Below are 23,922 nucleotides of genomic sequence, written 5' to 3'. Positions count from 1 at the left end.
AAAAAATTCATAACAGTTAAGGGGTATGTGTTTTGAGAAAACTAATGGTAGCTTTGTCGTTCATCTTGATGTTTAATGTTGTTTTAAATATTGATAAGACGGATGCAGCATCGAAAAAAATATCATTGAAACTTTCAAGTGGAGCAACTTACTACGGTGAAGTCAAGAATGGTAAACCTCACGGCAAAGGGACTGCTCGTTGGGGTGAGAACAAAACCTACTCAGGAGACTGGGTCAATGGTAAAAGATCGGGATACGGAGTATATAAATTAAACGGTAATGGTGAATCAGTGACCTATACGGGGAATTGGAAGAATGATAAACAAAACGGGCAAGGTAATTTCATCAGCAAAGCTACTGAGGAGTACGGGATGTCACGTATCCAAAAGGGAACATTCGTTAACAACCAATTTAAAAGCGGCAATGCTCTTACTGTGTATTTTGATAGTTATTATCAATTCTCACATGAGGATGATGATAAATATATCCATTTTATGACATTCAAAGAGAATGTTAATAAAGTATTAAGTGGTAAACGAGGTAATAGTCTAATTACTCAAATCAGTTACTATAAGAAAAAGGCCAATGGTTTATTTGAAGGTTATAGATATGGTTACGAACCTGAATCATCAGGGGCAAGTTACTCGGTAGGGACATATAAAAAGGTAACAGAGGCTGAATACAGTTATTTTAACTTATACAATGGCGTAAATGATTCCTTTGAAGAGCTTTACTATCTCAAAGAAAAGTATACAAGTGGAAGACTATCAAAAGCAGAAAAAATTGATGATATAGATGAATTTTTTACTACTTTAGATAATAACTTGGCCAAGCGTCTTCCAGATATGAAGCCATATTTAAAAACTTTCACAACCCTGAAAAATGAATTGAAGTGATCTGATAAATCACCAGACAAAAAACTATTAGTTCATTAGTATCCTGACTAAATGTGATTTTGTATAGGGCACTTTACATATCATTTATCGTAATAAATTTTACTTTGGAACATCGGGCGGGAATGGAACGCGCAGCCGCAAAAGGCGGGAATTCAGCGTTCTTCTTCTCGCTTTTTGTATTTCTATTGAAAAAAAACATATTGTCGATAATAATAAGGTGGGACATTTTTCCTATAACATACATAAAGGAGTTGTAAAGAATTGAAATGGTTTAAAGGTGTATTGTGTTTGATGTTAACCCTAGTCATCGGATTTACATTGACTACGAATGAAACTCATGCGGCATCAAAGAAGGTGTCGTTGAAGCTTTCAAACGGGGCTACTTACTATGGGGAAGTCAAGAATGGCAAACCTAACGGGAAAGGGACTGCTCGTTGGGGGGAGAACAAGACCTATTCTGGTGACTGGGTTAATGGGAAGAGATCAGGCGAAGGTAAATATGTATTAAGAGATGTAACTACTCTAGCTTCTTCAAATAAAACAATTGTAAGTACTTATACAGGCATATGGAAAAATGATACGCAAAATGGGAAAGGCATGCTTACATTGGTTGTAGATAGACCAGAAGATGATAGAAATGAAATCATTTATGCAATAAAAAAAGGAACGTTTAAAAATAATAAATTTGTTGAAGGTTATTCATTAGAGTATGCTGATAATTTAACCATAAGCTTAAGTTATAAGAATTCTAAAAAATATATGATAATCGATGTAGAAGGATATGATCCACGCAAGACGATTGAAAGTTTTATTAATGATAAGAATCATTTTATTTATTATTATGTACTAGACCAAAATGAAACAGGTAATGCATATTATCCATTTGGGTCCGAAGCGTTAGAAGGGTTCTATATCAAAAGAGCAATTAATGGAAAATATGATGAGAGTCAGACAAAGGAAACAGTGAATAAAGAACAGCTGCAAAGTATCTTGAAAAAAATGAGAAGCGAATTCAAACCGTATATTAAAGGTATGGAGGATATTTATCAAATTTACAATAAATTAGAAAGACAAGTTAGAAATTATTAATGATGATACAAAACGTACTATGGGTACTAAAGTCTATAAAATGTTAATATATCGAAAAGTAAAATAATGAGTAAATTGGAGAAAGCGAGGGTTTGTTCCGATATTAACGGGACTCACCCGTTTTCTGTTCCTTGACTCATTTTTAGTAGCTTCAGTAAAATGTCCTTGCTCTAAATGAAGAGCATAGTCTTTTTTACTGCAGACAGTATAGATTTTGAGCCAAACATGAACCAAAAGCAGTACAATCTTGGTACATTTTGAGACCATGTTGAACCCCACATGACCACTTTTCCGTGATACTTAGGAGCATAGAAAAAGGCGCGAATGAAACGCACGGCTGCACAATGCGGCATATGACCGGGGCGTTCCTCTTTTCGCTTTTTCTGTTAACTTATGAAGGTGATTCAATTCAGATACCGAATTAGTTGTAGGGGAGGTGTCGATATTTGGATTTCTGGCAACTATTAATTGCGTGGATTTGTATCATCTGTTGGGTTATCGCGTATAAAGATCGGGTAAGCAAATGGATACTGTATCCTGTGTCGCTTGTTTGCGTGTTTGGTACATTCATATTTTGGATTCTTAATCAATAAAGTGAGAAAGTAGACGAGATCAGGAGCTAACGAAAAGCTATACTACTATAATGAAGCATAGTGTTTTTGACTCAATAATGTAATCTCAGTAAAATGGTCTTGTTCTTCCTCTATAGCTACATAGTACGTATGCATTTAAAGCAAAGAGCGCAGCGTTTTTGCGGCGACCGTTTCGGGCGCATGCTTTTAGGACGTAACACCAACATCATACATATCACATTTAAAGTCGTTCCTTCACTGGATCGGCTTTTTTTTATTGGAGGAATTGAAGTGATCAGCAGAAGACGGAAGAAGATACGCATTCGCCCCAACAAGCAGCCAGAGAAATGCAAAGGTTGTGTGTGGGGCAGATGGGATGGAGTGAAACAGTTTTGCAGTAGACCAGTTTGTATAAAAGAGGAAAAAACCTCCTGATGTCGAATGCTGGTGCAGAGGAGGTGGGGAATCATGCCAAGAGTTTTTGTACACACATATAGAGCTCATAATAACGATTGGGAGAATGATTACTATGATTTTAGTCGAGTACCAAATAAGGCAGAGCTTATTGCGCTCTCATCCAAGTCGCCTTGGTTCCAAGTAGAATTAGTGGTCCATATACCTTTCGAAGAGGATTTAGCAGCAGAAATATATGCTGTAGAAGTCGATCGCGAAAAAGTTAAAATGCGGAAGTTGAATATAAAACCAGCGATTGAATTCGAATGAGCACCTTCGGGTGCTTTTTCTTTTGCTCTCATATGACAGAATATGAGCCGTTCTGAGCTTCTTAACATGAGAACGTCCGTTTGCAGGGATCAGTCCATTGAAGAGCGGAGAACAGGTGCTGAGTGAGCCTACGCACGAATATGATGGTCATCCATGCGTTCGCTATTGGAAACTATAAGTGAGTATGTGTTAATATAAGTGTCTAAAGGCGTATGCCACCAGCGTAGGTTCGATTCCTTACCTCTCCGTACTTCTAACTCATCTCACATCAAACTGGTACCTTGCGAGCTTGATTTCAGGTTTAATAGGTGCTGCAATGTGTGACTGGTTCAATTCCCTGAAAGTGAAAGGAATGTTGCTGATGAGATATATCGTATTAACGCTGTCCCTGGTGGCTTGCGGGAGAGAATGGTTGCTTGGTTATAGCTTAAACCTAGGGACAGCATTCAAAAGCATTAGGTCATCTCGCTAACGAGGTGGCTTTTTTTTTTTTGCAATTATTTATTGACGAGTCTGAACTATAGCTCTTGACCAACCTCACTTATCGTCTGATACTGGAAGATGTTGTATCAGAAATAGACGAGGAGTGGACAGATGAATAGACATGTTATCTTTGGATGTGTAGTTGCAGCGATCATTATATTGTGGGGGGCTTCCTGGTACTTCATTCCACAATGGTATGATAAGACATCTCTCGAAGCTGGTACATTCGGGGATATGTTCGGAGCAGTCAATTCATTATTTTCGGGCCTTGCTTTTGCTGGCCTTATTTATACCATAACAGTTCAACGTCAAGAGTTATCTTTGCAACGCGAAGCTATTAAGATGCAGACCGAGGAATTGAAGTTGCAGAGAGAAGAGACTGCAAGATCTGCAGACCAACTTGAAAAGCAACAAGGTTTAATGAATCTACAAACAGCCATTACAACAGTAAATGAATTGATAAAAATAAAGAATAAAAGAATTGATACTTTTATTAATGATGGAAAGCAAGGGCTAGATGCATTATCGGATTTATTGGTTGAAAGTCAAAGTGGCGTGAGGTATAAGCCCGAAGTTGATTATTATTTTAGAACAATTTATGAACCGTTTTTCTTTATTTTACGGTATATTTCTGATTTAGATATGGAAAACGACGAACAAAAAGATCTGCTTGCTAAATTATTAGATGTAGACACAACTAATGAAGAGATAGATATTATATTTCACGCTTTCTCAGAAAACAGTGAAAAAATGGAATTGCTAATACGGTATGGATTCGACAAGAGGTTACAATTCTATGAAAACTTCCCTGGTATCTGAGGAAGTAGTTGCACATAATTTTTATTAAAAGTGGACGAGAAAAATTACAGCGATTTTTTTGTTTTAGCAAGATAACGTGGAGGTGGTGATGAATGTATGTGCGAGGATGCTAATTAAATCCGTAGTAACACTGTAGTAACTCGATGATATTATTAATCCATAGAAAAATGAAGAACTTTAGAAGGTAAGGAAACTTTTCCTGCCTTCTATTTTTATGTCTGGAGGTGAAATTTTGAAATGGTATCATAAAGCCATTTTTTCATTTGCGAATTCGGTTCTTCCAGCTGCTGTAAAGCGACAGATGATGGGTTTTGGAAGGATGACCTCGCCAAGATCGTCAAACGGATGGGATATATTCAATTGGCTCCCGAAAAAGTACCAGAGCGCTCATAATATTGATCTGACCAAACTACAGAATCACACAGCAGAGGAACTACTTGAGATTCTTGTATCTGTTCATCCTGATATTTCGCATGCGCTCTACAACTTTCTGCGTATGGGAGACACGCCGCTTACATTTACAGCAAAGAAGCAGAATGGTAGTGATGACAAGAATGGGCAGGGATCGCTAGATGCAATCAAGAACTTATTAGATTCTCCACTTCCTTCACCTGGTTATCAACATGGAAGATCGCTGGACAAGCTTGATACGATTCAACGGATGATGATCATGGTACGTGGGGCTTGTGCTGGTGAGGTAGTCCTTAACGATCGTTGTAACGATGTGGTTGATATTATACCTGTTGACCCTGCGACAATTTGGTTCAGGAGAGAAGATGGGACGAATCGACTTGTTCCTTGGCAATATATCAAGAATCCACGTCCTCGTGCTGGTGAAGAATGGTTTGGTCAATATAAGAAGATCGATACGCCGACATTCATTTATGAAGAGTTCGATCCGATGATTGATGATCCTTATGGGCGGACACCGATATTACCGGTTCTTCAAGCGGTGTTTTTTCATTTACAGGTTTTGCAGGACTTGAAGGCAGTTGTTCACAATCAGGGATACCCAAGGTTGGATATATCCGTGGTTGAGGAAGTTTTATTAAAAAACATGCCTAATCAATATAAGAATAATCCTGCTGGTCAGCAAAAGTGGTTGACTGAACGTATGAGTGAAATTATGGGACATTTTAATTCGCTTAATCCAGACGATGCCATGATTCATTGGGATAGTGTGAAAGTTGAATATCTCAAGGGTGGAAATTCAGGCCCAATGATTGATATCAAGAAATTGATTGATATTATTGATACGCAGATGGCGACGGGATTGAAAACACTGCTCACATTACTTTCCAGGCATCAAGGTTCTACTGAGACTTACAGCTCCGTGGATACTCAAATATATATTAAGTCCGTAGAGTCCGCTCGAAACGTAACCAAGCGTTTCTGGAAGCGGGCTTTTTCTATTGCTGCAAGAGTGCGTGGCGTTCAAACCCTGGTAGAGGCGGACTACGCTCCAATTGATCTACGTTCTGAAATGGAGAGAGAACGCGATCTGAGAGCGAAGCTTAATAACTATGTTCTGGCGGAGAAAGAACGCTACATCACTGCCAAAGAAGCGGCGACAGAAGCACGGTGGATTATGGGGCTTGATCCTAATATACCGTCTGAGTTGCTTGCTAGTCTTGAGAAGAAGTATGGGTCTGATGATAACGATCATGATTCAGCAAGTTGAGAAAGAAGATTCGTTTATTACATGAAGGAGGTGAAAAGGAGTAGATGGCAAAGCCAACAACTGAGCAATTAACGAGAATTAATCAACTTGCGCGTGTTCCGCTCACGGAAGAAGAAGCCTATGTGTTTCCTGCAAAGCTTGTGGGTGATCAAATCATCCCACGTCGATTTTACCGATTAACACCGAACTTCCTTCGAAAGATGGCTGTCCAAGCCAGAGAAGGTGTATCGCTGCTGTTGGATCACTCATGGGCTAATTTAGGCATCATGACAATTCCACTCGGAAGAACCTTTGACAGCCGATTGCAGATGGATGGCGATGAACTAGCATTATATGCAGACCATTATATGAAACTGGGTCAAGAGGTCGGAGACATCAAGATAGATCAAATAGCGGAAGGTATTGATGCCGGAACAATCTTTGATACCTCGATCGGCTTTACGGTAAGTAGCCAAACGTGTTCCATCTGCGGTCAGGAATATTTCGGTGGGAATTGCCCACACATACGCGGCAGAGAGTATGATACAAAACTCTGCACTGTTGATATCAATGACGGTGATCTTATGGAGAACTCGCTTGTCTTTGACGGAGCTTATCCAGGTGCTGGAGTAGTAGGGATGAGCAATGTCACTGAGCAACAACCAACTGTGAAATGGGAAGCTTTATCAGAAGATACGAAGTCGCTTCCTAGCGGCGGACGTGTCTTTTATTCTTTTAGCGGAAAATCCGGTCTTGATGGATTCGTAATCAAGCAAGAAAAAATCAATGTGGCCGAAACGCAGGCCGAAGGAGATGACACTGTGACAGAAGAACAAAAGGCTGCTTTGGCAGCATCACAAACTCAAACAATCGCGCTGACTGCTGCGAATAGTGTACTCGGACAAGTCCGGGCTGCGCTGGGCGTTGAAAATGATGCGGACATTACCTCAAAGTTGGCTACACTTAGCGCTCAGGCTGCTGATGGTGCAGTCTACAAAACAAAGGTTACTGAGCAAGCTTGCGGAGCTGGTGTACGTGCGTTGGGAGAAGCGTTTAATACGGAAACTATGAAAGCTATGCTGTCCCACTTGCCAGTATCTGAGATTGAAAAAATCGGCGCGACTTACGAAGCTCAGGCTCAAGCTGCATTGGGTGGTGGTGGTCGTCATACGGAGGGTGATAACCCTGATCTTCCTGCAGGAGCTGCCAATGGAACAGCGCCAACTAACGCGCAGGCTGCTGGTCAAAAGACACCAGAACAACTCCAAACAGAGGCAAAGGAAGCGGCTAGAGCTGATGCTATTGCTGCCCTCAAAAATACCGGCAGAAGTAATCTGCTGAAGGAGGATAAGTAATATGATTGGATCTCAATACAACGGTGCTCCGGGACCTGGTCAGATTAACACACAGGAATTTGTTGAAGTTCTTGCTTCCACGGACTTGCAAGCGCGGATTCCTGGTGGCGTGTTGCTTGCAAAAGGGAACGGAGTAATTAAGAAAGGTACTGTCCTTGGAAGGGTAACAGCTACTAATAAATTCGTTCCCTATCTCTTTTCAGCATCCGATGGTTCGCAAGACGCGGTTTGCATTTTGGACAATGATCAGGATACTACGCTTACCGATATGGGCGCTTCAGCGTGGATTGCTGGAATTTTCACTGAATCAAAATTGACCGGCATTGATGCAGCGGCTAAAACAGCGCTGAAGCTTTGCTACTTTGTATAAGGGGGAACAACATAAATGGCAAACGTACTCGACCCGTACTTCCTTACGGAAGTCGTTCAGAACATTCGGACAGATATTAACAGTTTTCGAGGTGCACAAATCCTGACAAATGGTGTGGATTTCAAACCAGAACTCGGGCTGACAATTAAATATGACGTTACCTACGACGATACCGGCATGACTCCACCTACTGGACTCAATGATCCTTCACCGATCCATGCCGCTCCTGTTGTGAAACAAATGGAGTTTACTAATCAAGAATGGCGTGAAAAGGCTATTATTGATCGAGAAAAGATTGCTACCCTTCGTAAGCCGGGCACCAGCCTTGAGCAAACTTGGGGCGAAGAATACATGATTGAAAAAATGGTGAATCTCAACCAACGTCTTGAAACTCGATTCGAGTGGATGCGTTGGCAAGCACTTACAGGCAACCTTGTTGTTCCAGCAACAGCAAATAAACCTTCTCGGACAATCGACTACGGCGTTCCGGCAAATAACAAGCCTACGGCTGATGTTCTTTGGAGTAATACCGCAACTGCTGACCCATTGAAAAACCTAGACGAATGGCTTCTTAGATTCAGGGGAAGTGGCGCAAGAGGCGTTAAAGTTGTAGCTAACAAAAAGGTGGATACGTACCTGAAGCAGAATGAAAAGATTCGCGAGCTGATTAAATTCACCTACGGCAAAGATATTGTTACGGATGGTTCGCTTTCAGAAATCGTCAACCAAAACCTGAATGGGCTTCAATACGAAGTTTATGATGGTGGATATATTGACGATACAGGAACGTTCTACCCGTTCATTCCCGACAACGCTGTAATCATCATTGGTCAAGGTATGACAGGTTCTATCATGGACTTGGTGACAAGCCCGAACAACTACGAAGACATCTTTACTGGTCACACTGGAAAATTCGCACTCGCTAAACTGATTCAAGGCGACCCTGACCAATGGCAAGTAATCAACGGTGCAACTGTACTGCCGCGCTTGAAATATGTTAATTGGCACATTTTTGCTACAGTGGCGTGAGGGAGGAATAACTGATGACTATCGTAAAAGTTTTGGTTGATGCTGTTGGTGATTACAACGCAGGGGACATCGTAGAAGATGCCCCTGCTGGACTTATTGAGATTGCTAAAAGGCAAGTTCGCAATGCTGCAACGGGAAAACTCTTAGCTGAGATTATTGAGGGAGATATAGCTTCTACGCATACTCCATCGGAACGTGAACTAAAGCTTCAGGAAGAGTTGGACGAATCGAAGAAGCGCGAAGCGGAGCTTTTGGCTCAAATTTCTGAACTGCAATCCGATATTCAAAATGGTGATTTGGACGATGAACTAAAGGAATTGAAATCTGTTGCTAAAGAAATGAAAATCACCGGCTACACAAAAATGAGTATCGAAGAATTGAAAGAGGCCATTGCCGCAACTGGTGGTGACGCTGGTGGCGAATAAGATACTTACGACAGAAACATATCACGAAGAAATAAGAGGGCGTCTAGGCGTTGGTGAGGATGTAATAACTGACTCCGATATAGACGCTATTTCTGTTTTACCAATCGCTGAAGCGAGGATTGTAAAGCAAGTTCCAGATTACGCTGATTTGATTGGTGATGATCAAGCCTATGTATATGCAGCAGCTATTTGTATGGTTGCTGCTATACTGGCTCCATCTATGGCTGCGAGAATCAAAAAAACGATGAAAGATTTCGATTTCTCTTTCGAAAATCAGGCAGTCAATTGGGATAGACGTGCGTCACAACTGGTTGATGAGGCAAATGAGTTCATCGGCTTGATCTCAAGTTTTCAAGAGACCTTGGATGCTCCATTATTTATGTTGTCTGGTCCCACGAGGGAGAAGGAAAGGCGGCGTTTCTAATTTTTAAAGATTTCGCTCATAGACATTCTCCCTGCACTGTAAATGGGGAACAGGATAAAGTCATTCTGTCCAGAGAAACAAAGGCGACTACGGTTCTCGGTAAAGAGTACATGTACAACGGCCTTTTTGCTCCTAAGTCGTCTGTATTACCTGGGGATGTCGTACAGAATGACATGACTTTCTTGATTCAAACCCTCCGTTTCACCGCAACCAAAGACAAATACTGCTCCTTGATTAAAACGAACGTTACCGCGGAAGTCCAGCGGTACATGCAGGAGTTCGATACGAATGACAATCCAAAGGGCAAACCTGAGTTCACACCTGTTGCCGCTGAAGTTATTGGGTTCGCTCAACGTGTCTCCGCACAACTGAAACAAGAAGATCCTGGCCTTCTACCAACCACATCGTTGATTCTTCTTTTGCAAACCGATGTAGATGTTAGAGAGCCGAGTGATCCGACGCTTATGAGTCCAGATCGCATTGTGATTTCCGGTAAGAAATATCAAGTAGATGTAGTTGATCGGATCAAGTATCCGAATCTACTGTACATCCAATTATGCGAGGACCGGCGATGATTACCGGTTATGATGCTGAACGTGCAGCGAAGGACTTGGAAAACAAGTTGGCGGTTGAAATTACAGGTCTAACGAAAATCGTATTACTTACTGCGAAGACCGGCATTCGGTACTACCCTGCTGTCCGTGAGCGGTTGGAGATGCAAATGATCGTGCTAGCGAACCAAATGATTTCAGGAGACATCACCGCTGATTACTGGCAAGCGTGGCTTGAGCAATTCGGTAAAGGCTCACTTATGGCTGGACCGAGTCAAAACCCAGGCTTAGTCAGCTACATGAACAGTGAGGCATGGAACAAGCTGAGGTCAAAGGGTAGCCGGGTAGTCGTAGGCCGGGGTAGAGGTACTTACAGAGCTATCGATGGCACAATTAAAAAGTCCAAAGGCGGATACGCAGGTGTAGATTTGGAGGAGTTGGCAGAACGTGGGGACCTTGATCCTTCGTTCAAAGCCACTCCTCCTACTTATTTCATGCGTATTGCTCTTGAATCCAATCGCGAGCGGATATTGAACGGAATCAGTCGCGTTATTACTGACTTCCCATATCATCGCTACTTCAGGGAGGTGAAGGATTGAGCTTAAGATTGTTGGATGCTGTCCAGCATGCGCTGAAAGCTGACACGGAATTAATGGAAATGTTGTCTCTCGAATCCTCTTCACCTTCCAACGAAGTAGTGATGAGGTTTACGAAGGGGATGGAACCAGAAATCACGATCAGCAACGAAACAGTTCCTCATATTTGCCAATATGTGATGCCAGGGCGATTTTCACCCAATCAATTGGTGTTCGAGGGTAAATTCTGTCTGGACTTCTATGCAGGGACAGGTTATGCGGCGAAAGAGCTTTTTGAAAGATCATTTCAAGTGCTGCACGATAAACGTATTACAATGCCGGGCTGGGGCACATACCTCTGCGTATTAACGTATGATGCTGATTTTGCAACTGGAATACAAGGTGTCAAAGGGTATAAGGCCATTTTCGACGTGGACTATCTCCGAATGAATTGAGGTGAAAATATGTCTGAACAACAGCGCGAGGAAGTAGAGGGAAAACCTGAAGCTAAGGAAAAAATTCCTGAGCTTAAGAAGCTGACTCAAGAAAAAATTCGACTGGCAAAGAAACTTGGGCTGATAGACGGTCAGAAGCCTATTGAGGGATACAAAGAAACCGAAGATTACAAACGAATTGAAGAGATTGATATGCGGCTCTGGGAGCTTGTCTAATCAACTCTATACCTAAGGAGGATACACATGAGACCATTAGTATTTGACGGTGTTGGTACAGTTGTAGCAACAGATTTGGACGGGAAAGTGAAGTACGTTGAGGACAAGGTATCAAAGCTCACCTTGCAGCTTCAATTTGACTGGCAAGGGGTTATGGGTGGCGATAGTGGATATGCTTTCCACTACACGGCAGGGGATTTGCAAGACAAAGTAAGTATTGAAGTTCCTCGTTATTCTCCTGTGATTGCAGACATGTCTCAGGGTGCTACAACAAAGCGCAGCACTGCGATGGAGTTCGATGAGACGGAGCAAGGTATACTGGGAATTGATGGCTACATGATCAAGGCTCCGGCAAAGTACTCAGGTACATTTATCGAAGAAAGTGATGAAGTGCATCTTGTTGATGCTGATACTGATGAGCGTACTCTTTTGACCCGCGCAGCGACTACACCAACAGATCAACAATACACGATCGATGCAACGGGGAAAATCGTATCTTCCGATGCGAATAAAGGAAAGGAAATTCTGGTCAGATATAAATGGACTAGAGAGGGCACAGAAACGGCATTTGATGGAACACGTCGTCCAGCTCCTTTTAAACTTACTCACCGTTTTGAGCTGCTTGATGACAAGTACGGAAAACCTGTTCCGGTCCAAGTGACTATCTTCAAAGCTCTGGGCGGCGGTACATTGGATGTATCACAAGAACGTAAAAAGGCAAACACGACTACGATTGACCTTCAAGTAATGGAGCCTGGGCGCTCAGCTGATAATCCAGAAGGCCATGCTATGACAATTAAGTTCGGAATTTAAACCTTAATCTCAACCCTGCCGGTACTCGGCGGGGTTCTTTTTTTGGTAAAAACTATATTTCAATTCAAAGGAGAATGAACATGAGTGAAGTTGAACAAGCAGTTGAAACCCAAGAAGAGAAAACGTTGGACCAGACCTTGAACATTGGCAGCACCGTACGTTTGGCTGAGGGACTACAGAAGACAATTAAGGTCGGAACGATCAAGTTGATTCGGGAAGTTCGGCAGCAAGCGAAGAACCTCAAGGGTATTCGCTTTAGCTATGTAATTGGACGGGATGCCATTGAAGCAACGCAAGTTGGTGAGCAGGATATCCCAGCTATTGACTGTCCGGCTATTGAGCAGGCGTATCAAAAAGCCTTCGATCTGATTTTTGTTGAGGGCCTAACGGATGAAGAGTATGAACAAGTGGACATGGAGGGCATCCAGGCTTTGGATAACGTTTTGGATCGATTTCTATAAAGAATCTTTTCCTCCAGATCCTGATTCAGCTGACGATGATGAGGATTCGGAGGATGGTGAAGTAGATCAACCAGGAACGGACTGGATGGGTCTGTGGGCACTCTGTATCAGTAACGGTATATCAGATACAGAGTGGCCTAATATGACCATACCTAAAATCCGAGCACTCATGAATGAAAAACAACGTTCTCGTGAATTCGAAATTGTTCTTCATGGTGGTACGGTCGAAAACAAAAAGCCGAAGAAAGCAAAATACTTATCCGATCTTGGTTTCTTCCAGCCAAGGTAGGAAGGAGGCAATATGGCAGAGGGTACAAATAGAGATGTCGTTGCTGCGCGGATTAATTTAGATACAGGCAAAGTCCTTCAGTCTTTCAAAAATATCGATACTGGAGCGCGAGGAAACGCAGATGCATTTAAGGCCTTGAATGCTGAACTATCAACCGCTGAGAAATCATACAAGAATATAACTTCAGCAATGGATAAAATGGCTTTAAGTTCGGATCAGCGCCGTCAGAAGATAATAGCCGAATATGAAGCTCAACAAAAGCAAAAACTTGCTCAAACTGCTTTGCTCGGTGCAAAGGCTCAACAGATCGAGCAAACTAACCGCTTGATCGATGCTAAAATGCAGGCGCAGCAAGCCTTGATTAAGAGACGAAATCAACAGATCGAACAATCCGAACGTGAGCACCAGCAGAAGATGCAGATTCTGCAAAATCGTTCAGTTAAATCAGGTCAAGAGGCTGCGAAAGCAACCGGTACGGGTACAGACGAGCGCACGCGGGAACGTGTCCTGCAAGAAGAACAGAAGATACGCACTGCTCTGACAGAACGGCAAAGGAAAGAAGAAGCTCTCAGGGAGAAAGTGCTAGCGGAGGAACAAAGGATTCGGCAAGCGTTGTCCCAAACTGAACAACAGACCAAGCGCATGGGTACCACTATGGATGCTGTCTCTAAAAGCTGGATCGGTAGATTAGGTGACATGGCTACACATGCCGTTGTGTTCAACACAATGTATAAAGCAATGCATGAAGTCACACAGGCAATGCATGAGGGCTTGGTGGACATAGAGTCAAACATGGCCGGATACGTGCAGACCAACGAACACTATTTTGTTCATTTTGAAGATGGAACGAACAAAATGATCATGGACAACCAGAAGCTCAACAAGGAGACGCAACAGTTTATCCATACAGCTCATGAACTCGGTTCTAATATCTTGGATGTCACGGAATCTGCTCGACTCTGGGGCCGAATGTATAAGGATGTCAATGTGGTTCAAGAGCTTGTGCGTCAATCTACCAAGCTGTCCACGGTGGACATGGTGGAACTCGAAGAAGCAACTAAATCTATGGAATCCGTTATGTCACAGTATGGAGTTCATATCACGAATGCTAATGAAGCTATGGTCATTGGTAACCGAGTGCTTGATTCCTGGTCCAAGGTTGCCCATGATACGATGGCTCCAGCTCGTGACTTGGGAGCTGCTTTCCAGAGAACGGGTAAAATCGCAGCCGAAACCGGAGTCTCTTTTGATGTAATGAATGGACTCATTTCTGCCGGTGTCCGGAATACAGCCTTGTCCGGGGAAAACTTGGGTAACATGTGGAAAACGGTCCTTGGTACAATTCGGACGGATAAAGCCGTGGGTGAGATTGAACGCCTTGGGGTTAAAACGAAGGAAGTTGTTGACGGGGTCGAACAGTGGCGGAAGGCCGAGGACATTCTCTTGGATTTATCCATCCAGGTTACGGACAAGAACTACGACCTTACACAGTCTTATGCGGATATCTCGCGCGGGGTTTATCAGTACGCAAAACTGGCTGCCTCTCTTAATGTGGGAGACATTCTATTAGGAACTGCTGCTTCCGTTGGATCTACTGGATCAACAATGGACTATCTAAAAGTTCAAATGGATACCATTCAAAGGAAGGCTGCGCAGACCAAGACATCTCTTTTGGAGATTTTTAATACGGCGGGAGAAGATGGTTTACGTCAGATGATTAAGGATGTGCTTGACGGTATAGATCAGCTTTTGATTGGTCTTACCAAAATTCCAACAGGAGTATTTGCAGCAGCAGCAGGTTTGAGTGGTTTGCTATTAGCCTATAAGGCGCTAAGCGGACCCATTATGTCTGTTGTAGCAGCTATTCAGGTCCTCAATGCTGCCAAGGCTCAAGAAACGGCATCGTCTGTCGCTAGTACAACTGCAACAGTTGCTAATTCAGCAGCAAATAGTGTTAACATCGTGTCTGGTGAGGGGGTAGTGATCTCTACAATACAACAGACTGCGGCGAGAGAAGCCCAGACTGTCGCTACCGGAGCGGCTACTGTCGCCACAAGTACTTTAAGTAAAGCGCAAGCAACGGCGACAGTGACTATGGCAGCAGCAACCGCAGGGATATCCCTATTGGTAGGAGCTATTACTGTGTTTGCACTCAGTAGCGGTAAAGCGGAGAAAGCTGAACGGGACCGGATACAGGCCATGAAAGATAATGATTCTGCTAGCCAACAAATGGTCAGTCAGTACCAACGGCAAATCGAGTTACTACCGAAAATGGTCAAAGCGCATAACTCTCTCAAGCAAATGATCGATAGCGGAACGTTATCGGAAAGCAAGAATGAACAAGCAAAACGCCAGTTGGAAGAAGTATCAAAGGCACTTACAATGACTATCGGTAAAGAGGGGTTAGCTCGTCTAGAAGCATCAGGATACACTGATCAAGCAACGCAAAAAGAGATCGATAAACTGAATGAATTGATCAAAGCACGGGAAAAAGCACGTAAGGATGTCTTAGAAAAAGAAGAAGTGAACTTAAAAAGTCAAATTGATGAAAATAATGCAGCTATAGATAAGACTAAAGAAAAGATTGAATCGATAAAAAATAGTTTAGCGGCTGGCGGTTTAGATTTTTTAAAGAATGTTTTCAGCTTCAAAAGTCTGGACGAAGCCTCTGATTCTATCAATAATTTAGAAAATGAATTGTCTAATTTAGAGACTCAGGGTCTTAATTTGACGTTGTCAATGGGCGAAACCCATGAAGAAATTCAAAAATTGGTGATCAGCACAGGAGAGGCTAAAGATGAAACGGATGCTTTGGCAGGATCTTCTGGAAAAATGTCAGACGCTTCGGGGGAGGCGACCGAAAGTATAACTGAACAGGCTGAAGCTTTACGGCGAGTCACGCAGGCTAGTGTATCTGCGGTCGCCGAATTAAATCAAACATCAGCGACTTTAACAGAAGGCCAATCTCTTAATGCTCAAACTGTTGCTGACCTAATTCTCAAGTATCCCGAACTAGCTTCCCAGATTCGAAAGACGACAGATGGGTGGACATTTGAGGGGCAAGCGCTCGAAAAACTTAGACAATCAAAGATCAAAAAGGCGATAGATGATCTTAAAGCTGAGAGGACTTCAACAAGCGCCGCTGCTGTAGAGGCGCTAAAAAGAATCCAGTTCTATGAAACGGAATTGGAGACTATCACCAGCATTTCAGATGCTCGTCAGAAGGTTGCGGAGATAGAAAAACGAATTGCCGATAAAAAGGTGAAGACCGAAGAAGAACTTTCCAATTCCCTTTACATGAGCAAGGAAATGGCGGACTTTTTTCGCAAGAAAGCAAACGAACAACTGGAAGAACAAACGAAACAATTAGATATTGTGAAGGATGCCATCCGGGAGTACGGGGATCAATTGAACTTAAGTAACAACCAAATCGAGGCCATGACCAAACTTTTGGAAGATGATACGTATGGAGTAGAAAATAATAATAAGGTTCGTAAAGAAACCGTAGAAATTATGACAGACTTACAGAAGGCGATTGAAGGCTACAATAAGTCCTTGGAAAAATTGGATTCACAACAGAAAAGAGTTGCGAAGTCGTCCAAAGAATACCTTGATATCCTAGCTCAGAAGCGTACAGCCCTACTGGAGGAACAGAAACTTTACGAACAAGGGTACAATGATCCATCCCAACTCGTGTCCTCTCAAACGGAGATTACGACAGGTGGCGGAACGTCATCAGACATTACAAGAATGCTGTCCACTGCCGTTGACCTGGCTAACTCCGGTGTAATGAGATACAAGAAAATTGGCGGTGAATTTACCGGTTCGTTTGATGACTTCAAACAACGAGCCTACTCAGATTGTTCTCAGTTTGTGCAGGAGATGTTTGAAACGATCGGAGTACAGGTACCGCGTACAGCAGCTCAACAAGCTAAAGCGGGAACTGCGGTATCAAAGAAAAATCTTCAAGTTGGAGATCTTGTGTTCTTCAATACGAATGGCAAAGACAACTCACATGTTGGTATTTATATGGGTGATAGCAAGTTTATTCAAATGGGGGAATCGGGATTAAAGGTTTCGGATTTAAATAGCAGCTACTGGGCGCCGAAGTACAACGGAGCAACTCGTATTCCTGGGCTTTCGACAGATGCTGCCTACCCGACATCCACTAGTTCCCAAACAACTTCTGGCGGAGTCGCATATGCTGGGAAATACGCTTCTGAGATTAATGCTGCTGCCAATCAATTTAATGTTGACCCATACCTTGTTGCTGCTGTGATTCAACGCGAATCAACTTTTGGAGCCAATGGCGTAACCAATGTCATGCAAGTTAATGGCATGAACAATGCGACAGTAAAACAGAGTATTGATGCAGGGACTAAGATGCTCTCCGAGCTACTGAAGAAATCTGGTGGAGATGTCGCCATGGCTCTGGGCGGATACAACATGGGATCAGGAATCATCGATTGGTTCAAAAAGTCTGGTGGTTACAATAAGGCGGATATGGTCGCTTATTCTGAGAAGTACAAGAAAGTATACAAAAGCAATGTATACGGAGATGTGGGGTATGTAGATAAAGTGTTGGCTGATTATTCTCCACAAAAGGCCGGTACAACTACACAACCTACACAGAAGCAATTGAAGGATGCAAAAAACACTGCTGATAGCGAACTGCTTCGGATTAGTGATGAACTTTATAATATTGATGTTTCGGAACTAGAGAGTAAACTCGGAATCAAAGATATGAAAATCTCTGACAAAGAGTTGAATTTAAAACAATCTGAAGCACGGCAGAAGAACATGAAGAAAGATTCAAAAGAATATAAAGCTGAATATGAGTTGCAGTTGAAACTCAAAACAGAAATCCAGAAACTGATGCAGGAGCAGCGTCAGATGATCGAACAATCCGGGCTGAAATCAGATGAGTTGATTAATAAGCGCCGGAGCCTGACTGAGAAAATCGGGGATGTACAGTCTGAAAAAGAAGACATGAAGGATCAGTACGCCAGTGATCAGTTTGATACGGCACAGGCAAATATGGAAGCTCGTGTTGAGCGGATGCGTCAACAAGGCCGTTCAGAGATGGAAATGATCAAGACGCAGCTGCAGTTTTATCAGGGACAACTCAAAAACACTGCCCTAACTGAGGAACAGCGTGTTGAATCAGCTAAACAAGTGTATGACTTGACGAACAAGGTTACGGATCTGAAATTTAAAAATTCAACCAATTGGATTGATAAACAAACGGATCAGATGGAACGTCAAGGTAAGTCAGAGGTTGAGATTTATCAAATGCAGGCTGAGGCATACAACCGGATGCGAAACGATACCACGCTAAAAGCAGAACAACGAGCTGAAGCGGAGAAAATGTATCAAGATACTTCCAAAAAATTGATTGCATCTCGTTATGAATTTTCTGAGAAGTGGATGACTAAGGAAGCTATGAAGATGGAAATGTCCGGTGCTCAAAAAGTAGACATCATGAAGTGGGAGCTTCAAGAGTTTCTGAAAATGCAAGCCGATAAGACTATGTCCTCTGAACAGCTATGGGATCTAGAACAGAAAATATATAAGCAACGTAATGATCTGGATAAGGAGTACTATTCTGCTGCTGAGAAACGAATCAATCACTTGAAGGCCATCGGTGAAATGACTACCGAACAAGAACTTGCCGAGTATATGAAACTCCAAGCTTCTTACCTGGTAGGAAGCGACCAACGAATGGATGCCGATGAGAAGGTCTACGATCTAAAGAAAAAACTCATGGATGAAATGACCAAAGCCTTATCCGAATCGGTAACCAAGCAGAAAAAGTTACTGGACAGTGCGAGAGATGAGGAGATTAAACGTATCCAGGAAGAGAAGGATGCCTTTACCTCAGCTCAAGAAGCCAAAATCAAAGCTATTGATGATCTGATTCAAGCCATGGAACGAAGTAACGATCAGGATGATTATGAGAGGCAGCGTGCAGAGAAGGTCGCTCGTCTTGAAGAGCTTCAGTCTGCTGTAGGTCCAGAAGGTATTGCAGAACGGAAACAAGTCCAAAAGGATATAGAGGATCTGGATCGAGAACATGGTCGTAAGCTTGCTAAACAAGCGCTGGAGGATCAGAAAACGGCATTGCAAGAGGAAAAAACTACTCGTGAAAAGGATTTTGACGATAAACTTCAGGATGCTAAATCTCATTATGATAATCTTTCTTCCGCTTTTGATGAGTTTTCTTCAAATACTGAGTTGTCTGCTGAGAATCTGAAAAACATTCAGATATTAAAGGAGAGCGAGAAAAACGAAACGATCCTTGGAATGCTTGATGCATTTGTCTTGGAGTACCAGAGCCGTCTTGATCAGATTGCTGCGGCAAACGCTGCGATTGGAGTGACTGACGTTCCTGGTGGAGCTTTGGCTCCTGGTACTGCATCGAAGGACCCTTCATATCAGAAAGAAATTGATCTTTATACGTACAATTCCAACAAGGATGCCTGGGACGCAGCTAAAGCTCGTGGTGATGCTGAAACCATGCGGCTCCTTCAAGAACAAAACGATGCCCTTCGTAAGAAATACGGCATTGAGAAGGACACAGGTAAACTTCAGCATTTTTCCGAAGGTGGGGTTGTCAAAGGTCCTCGCGGTGCGGCTGTTCCAGTTATTGCTCATGCTGGAGAGGCTATTCTTAATGACCGTCAACAGGACTCGTTATTTAATCTCTTGAATCTACGAATGCACAGACTAGACTTCACAATGCCTGAATTCTCAGTTCCTCAAGGTTCAAACGGAGTAAATCCAGAGAGAACCAGTAATCAATTCGTAATTAAATCAGGAGATACTTATATCGCGGACGAATCGGCTGCGAAGGTCTTTTGGAGTGAGCGCGATAATTTGATGCGGAGGATGCAGGCAAGGGGAGGTAAGGGATAATGATCAATGCTACTGCTGACGGAAAGTCCTTTCGAGAGATTGGGCTTGGCCTGAAGAAGCATAACATCCCGGTGTTACCACCGACGAGGGACTACAGTATCGAAATTGCAGGACGGGATGGAGAGATTGATTTTGGTAGCACTTATGGCCCAAGAGTAATTAACCTGGAGTGTATCGTCATGGCTGATGATACTACCCTTGACTATCATAGAAGAGTCGCCCAAGTGGCGGCTCTTTTTAATGCTAAAAAAGGGGATATCGTATTCACTTTCGACGATTTACCCGGAAGAAGATACATCGGTCGGTATGCCGGAACGCTTGATATTGAGAAGATTCTTTTTGATGGAGAACTGACAATCCCGATCAAGATGGGTGAACATCCTTTTCCAGAAAGTGAAGAGAATCTAAAGGAGATTGTTATAACGAATTCTCCCCAAACTGTTTCTATTACGTCTTCAGGAGATGAGAAGGCGAGTCCGGTTATCGTTTTAACCAATCAAGGTACTAATGCAATTCGTAAATTCAGAATAGCCAATGAGTATTTAATTGAATAGGAGGGATTATCTTGGCAGAGATTTTACTATCGAAATCAAACTATTGGAAGAAAGCTTCAATCAATGCGGCTCTCCGAGCTGTTAACTTTACTGCTCCACCCAAAGTATACATTGCACTTTACACATCTAACCCTACAGACGCCGATACAGGACAAGAAGTGACAGGTGGAGGCTATGCCCGGCAGCAAGTTGTTTTCGGAGACCCTGTTATTTCGGACCGGAGGGCAGGAGTTCAGAATACAGCAGATGTATCTTTCCCTATTGCAACAGCGGATTTGGGCCTGATTACACATGTAGGCATAAGGGACGCTGTTACAGGCGGGAATCTCTTGTATCACGGAGCTGTAAAAACGCCAAGAACAGCACTGACCAATGACCTGATTCGTTATCTAGCGGGTCAACTAAAGATTGATGAGGGGTAGGTAATCTTATGAGAAAGATGTATCCGGCAATCGTAAATTCTCCCAAAACGGAACTTGCGACGGCTATCACGCAGACACAAACAGATATTTCGGTTACTGATCCAAGTGTACTCTTACCAGGCGAGGGGATAGCCGTCATAGGTAATGGGGAAACAGCAGAAACGATAACTTATACATCTGTTGAAGGAAATACCTTAAAAGGTTGTTTGCGGGGGTATCAAGGCATTGCACGAGCTTGGACATCTGGAACACGGGTTGCTCGTAATTTTGCGGCTGCGGATTGGGATGCAGCTCGTGAAAATATATTGGAACTAGCTGATAGGCTGGATACTCCTGAGCGTGCAACTATTACACTCCAACCAGGTATCCACGTAGTTCAGGCAGATCAGAATTCGGCGTTTAGGCTTGGGAACATTAAAGGACGTACATTGGTTAATTTGCTGGGACGTGACGGTAACTTTGAAACGGATTCAAACAACGATGGAGCAGGTGACGGATGGGTTAGTGTCCTTAATGGAGCGACCGCATCAATCGAGACGGTAAACGCGAAATATGGAGGGAAAGCTCAACGAATTACAACGAAAGCGAGCGATCCAAGCCCATTCAGACGCGTAGAAAGAAATGTTAATGTCCAAGCTGGCAAAAAGTATGTACTTCTGGCTGATGTGCTAACTGACGGTGTCGGAACTTGCAAGATAAACGCACAGTACACAAGTGGCACAACCATTGAAGGCGCCCAATCGAAAGAGAACAAAGTTCACTTTATTAAGTTTTCACCAACTACGGATACGGCAGTCACGGTACGTTTGTACAATTATACGCCTATTGGTGCTGTCGCTTGGGTGCAGTTCGATGGAGCAAGTCTTTATGAAGTGTCCGACGCTCTATACGCACGTATCGACGTAGATATAACCGCCGCCAACATACGAGAGTATCTTCCGTACGTTGATAGCGTCCAACCCGTGCGAAATCCGTATGCGATTCGTTATGGAGAAAACTTGTTGCCGCCGTTTTATGAGTGGACGGATCAAACTGGCAGTGCTGCATACTCGACAATAAATGCGCCATATGACGTAACGATTATTTCACCTGATTCAGTAGCTCGATTTTATTCATACGTATTGAACGTTATTCCGGGGGAAACGTACTCCTTCAATGCTGAATCAGCAGCGAATAAAATTCAATGGGATTACTATAAAACATGGGATTCTGCTACTTCAACAGGAGAAATGATTGGTAGTCGGGTTAAATTTACCGGATCAGAAATGACTTTTGTCGTTCCGTCTGGTGCAAACATAATTCGAATTTACTTGTTTAATGATGAAGTGGTTGGAACGTTCAATATTAAAAAATGGATGCTCACGCTTGGCAACGTAGCCAAACCATTTAAACCGCGTGAGGACGCTATGCTCGCATTGCAAACGGAGCTACACGCCAATCCAGTAACCGAAACGAATGCTGACGAAGTGTTCGAGAAGGACGGTCAATATTTCAAGTTGAAGAAGTGGCGTAAGGCTGTACTGGATGGATCACTTACGTACCGTTGGCTATCCTTTGCTTCATCTACTTATAAAATAGTTGGATGCAATCTATTGAATCCCACTGTAACTTATAGCAGTTTTTTTGCGACTAAGTATAACGGAAGCCTGTTGACGAAGTCTGGTAATATGACAGGTCCTGATAATGCATACTTTAGGACTTCTGAATTATCGGACTTCAACTTATCTATTGCCAATACAGACAGCGGATGGGGAGACGCATACACACCGACAGCAGACGAGATTAAGGCGTATTTCATGGGATGGAAAATGAGTGTAGATGGTACTCCACGAGCTACCGCATACAACGGCACAGGCGCGAAGGTCTGGATACGAATTACGCGTATGTCGGATTCTATTCCACTCACGGGATACATCGACTATACTACAACTCTTCCGACGACTAATGCAGGAACAGACACTCTCGGTAACACGTATACGCCATACCAACTCGTATATCAACTTGCTACGCCATTCGTCGAATCGATCACGTCAGAAGGACAATTGACGTTAATTGAGGGAGATAATCAGGTTGAAGTCGGAACGGGAATTGTGCTGCGCGAATCAACTAAAGCCGTAATGACTAAAGTCGGAAGTATTGAGTACTATCATTTCAATAATATTGATCCGGGTGTAAATAACCCGTTTAAATATCGAGTTGAAAAGATATTAAACATGTACGCTAACGGAAAACGAGCTAATGGAGTTGTCATAAAAACCGAACCAGAAGCTTACGGAAAACAAGACGCTCATATCGAAGGCAAAGACTTTATTAAGGACGGACTATACACGACAACGTACATGATGCTGGACAAATCTCCAATAACTCCATTCGTCGGATCAGTCGCTGAGAACGAAAAGGCGTTGCTTACGGACTTGGTGCAGGATGTTCAACAAGCTACCGCTCGACTTAGCGTTGTGGAGTCCAAAAAAGCCGAGAAGGACGCTCCTGCATGGATTGCGCCGACATTGCTAAATGGGTGGACGAACTACTCCACAAATGACTATCCTGCTGTTGGATTCCGAAAAGATGCATACGGGAACGTATCTATACGCGGGTTGATCAGCGGCGGGGCTATTGCGGTTGATGTACCTTTGTTTATCTTGCCTGTTGGATACAGACCTTCAAAACATATTATGTTCACGGTGACATGCTCTGACGGAAATACGCCAGCTATAACTCTGTTGAACATTGTTCCAAACGGTACAGTATCGCTCCATCGAGTAAGTCAGAATAGTTTTGTGACATTGTTCCTGCCACCATTTCAAGCCGAACAATAAAGGAGGA

21 protein-coding genes are annotated in these 23,922 nt (G+C 43.0%); all 21 read left to right on the top strand.

The window, feature by feature from the left end; genetic code table 11:
- The first annotated feature begins 32 nt into the window (after nt 1–32).
- Entirely contained in the window at nt 33–896 is an 864-nt protein-coding gene (locus tag FS628_RS14950; protein WP_145323050.1) for a hypothetical protein, read from the top strand.
- Between the two features lie 261 nt (nt 897–1,157).
- Nucleotides 1,158–1,985: a hypothetical protein gene (locus tag FS628_RS14945; protein ID WP_260871041.1), complete on the top strand. Its 828-nt coding sequence runs from the start codon at nt 1,158–1,160 to the stop codon at nt 1,983–1,985.
- A 1,040-nt stretch (nt 1,986–3,025) separates the two neighbouring features.
- Nucleotides 3,026–3,280 (top strand): hypothetical protein, encoded by a 255-nt coding sequence (locus tag FS628_RS14935; protein ID WP_062324310.1) that lies wholly within the window; start codon nt 3,026–3,028, stop codon nt 3,278–3,280.
- A gap of 594 nt (nt 3,281–3,874) precedes the next feature.
- Nucleotides 3,875–4,582: a hypothetical protein gene (locus tag FS628_RS14930; RefSeq protein ID WP_145323046.1), complete on the top strand. Its 708-nt coding sequence runs from the start codon at nt 3,875–3,877 to the stop codon at nt 4,580–4,582.
- A 232-nt stretch (nt 4,583–4,814) separates the two neighbouring features.
- On the top strand, nt 4,815–6,263 hold the full coding sequence (locus tag FS628_RS14925; RefSeq protein ID WP_145323044.1) for a hypothetical protein: 1,449 nt from the start codon (nt 4,815–4,817) through the stop codon (nt 6,261–6,263).
- Nucleotides 6,264–6,307: 44 nt separating this feature from the next.
- Nucleotides 6,308–7,597 carry a hypothetical protein gene (locus tag FS628_RS14920; RefSeq protein WP_145323042.1) on the top strand — a complete coding sequence of 430 codons (1,290 nt, stop codon included), beginning with the start codon at nt 6,308–6,310 and terminating at the stop codon, nt 7,595–7,597.
- A gap of 1 nt (nt 7,598) precedes the next feature.
- Entirely contained in the window at nt 7,599–7,967 is a 369-nt protein-coding gene (locus tag FS628_RS14915; protein WP_145148495.1) for a head decoration protein, read from the top strand.
- A 15-nt stretch (nt 7,968–7,982) separates the two neighbouring features.
- Nucleotides 7,983–8,996 carry a major capsid protein gene (locus FS628_RS14910; RefSeq protein ID WP_145323040.1) on the top strand — a complete coding sequence of 338 codons (1,014 nt, stop codon included), beginning with the start codon at nt 7,983–7,985 and terminating at the stop codon, nt 8,994–8,996.
- A 14-nt stretch (nt 8,997–9,010) separates the two neighbouring features.
- Nucleotides 9,011–9,421, top strand: a complete 411-nt coding sequence (locus FS628_RS14905) for a hypothetical protein (RefSeq protein WP_145323038.1) — start codon at nt 9,011–9,013, stop codon at nt 9,419–9,421.
- Nucleotides 9,387–9,845, top strand: coding sequence for a hypothetical protein (locus FS628_RS14900; protein ID WP_260871040.1), 459 nt, complete (start codon nt 9,387–9,389; stop codon nt 9,843–9,845). Before FS628_RS14905 ends, FS628_RS14900 begins: the two co-directional genes overlap by 35 nt.
- A gap of 110 nt (nt 9,846–9,955) precedes the next feature.
- Nucleotides 9,956–10,420, top strand: coding sequence for a hypothetical protein (locus tag FS628_RS14895; RefSeq protein WP_260871039.1), 465 nt, complete (start codon nt 9,956–9,958; stop codon nt 10,418–10,420).
- The gene (locus FS628_RS14890) at nt 10,417–10,995 is read left to right on the top strand and encodes a hypothetical protein (RefSeq protein WP_145323034.1); all 579 of its coding nucleotides are present in this window, start codon (nt 10,417–10,419) and stop codon (nt 10,993–10,995) included. The genes FS628_RS14895 and FS628_RS14890 overlap by 4 nt, the downstream gene beginning before the upstream one ends.
- Nucleotides 10,992–11,426 carry a hypothetical protein gene (locus FS628_RS14885; protein ID WP_145323032.1) on the top strand — a complete coding sequence of 145 codons (435 nt, stop codon included), beginning with the start codon at nt 10,992–10,994 and terminating at the stop codon, nt 11,424–11,426. The genes FS628_RS14890 and FS628_RS14885 overlap by 4 nt, the downstream gene beginning before the upstream one ends.
- Nucleotides 11,427–11,435: 9 nt before the next feature.
- Nucleotides 11,436–11,642, top strand: a complete 207-nt coding sequence (locus tag FS628_RS14880) for a hypothetical protein (RefSeq protein WP_145323030.1) — start codon at nt 11,436–11,438, stop codon at nt 11,640–11,642.
- A 27-nt stretch (nt 11,643–11,669) separates the two neighbouring features.
- Nucleotides 11,670–12,455, top strand: coding sequence for a hypothetical protein (locus FS628_RS14875; RefSeq protein WP_145323028.1), 786 nt, complete (start codon nt 11,670–11,672; stop codon nt 12,453–12,455).
- An 80-nt stretch (nt 12,456–12,535) separates the two neighbouring features.
- Nucleotides 12,536–12,916 (top strand): hypothetical protein, encoded by a 381-nt coding sequence (locus FS628_RS14870; RefSeq protein WP_145323026.1) that lies wholly within the window; start codon nt 12,536–12,538, stop codon nt 12,914–12,916.
- The gene (locus tag FS628_RS14865) at nt 12,855–13,205 is read left to right on the top strand and encodes a hypothetical protein (RefSeq protein ID WP_145323024.1); all 351 of its coding nucleotides are present in this window, start codon (nt 12,855–12,857) and stop codon (nt 13,203–13,205) included. The genes FS628_RS14870 and FS628_RS14865 overlap by 62 nt, the downstream gene beginning before the upstream one ends.
- Before the next feature lie 12 nt (nt 13,206–13,217).
- The gene (locus FS628_RS14860) at nt 13,218–20,120 is read left to right on the top strand and encodes an NlpC/P60 family protein (protein WP_145323022.1); all 6,903 of its coding nucleotides are present in this window, start codon (nt 13,218–13,220) and stop codon (nt 20,118–20,120) included.
- Complete coding sequence (locus FS628_RS14855; protein WP_145323020.1) at nt 20,120–20,674, top strand: phage tail domain-containing protein; 555 nt, start codon at nt 20,120–20,122, stop codon at nt 20,672–20,674. Before FS628_RS14860 ends, FS628_RS14855 begins: the two co-directional genes overlap by 1 nt.
- 11 nt (nt 20,675–20,685) lie before the next feature.
- Entirely contained in the window at nt 20,686–21,096 is a 411-nt protein-coding gene (locus FS628_RS14850; RefSeq protein ID WP_145323018.1) for a phage tail fiber protein, read from the top strand.
- A gap of 8 nt (nt 21,097–21,104) precedes the next feature.
- On the top strand, nt 21,105–23,915 hold the full coding sequence (locus FS628_RS14845; RefSeq protein ID WP_145323016.1) for a hypothetical protein: 2,811 nt from the start codon (nt 21,105–21,107) through the stop codon (nt 23,913–23,915).
- Nucleotides 23,916–23,922: the final 7 nt, after the last annotated feature.

The organism is Paenibacillus xylanexedens (assembly GCF_007676705.1).
Taxonomy (GTDB): Bacteria; Bacillota; Bacilli; order Paenibacillales; family Paenibacillaceae; genus Paenibacillus; species Paenibacillus xylanexedens_C.
This window is presented reverse-complemented; position numbering and strand designations above follow the sequence as displayed.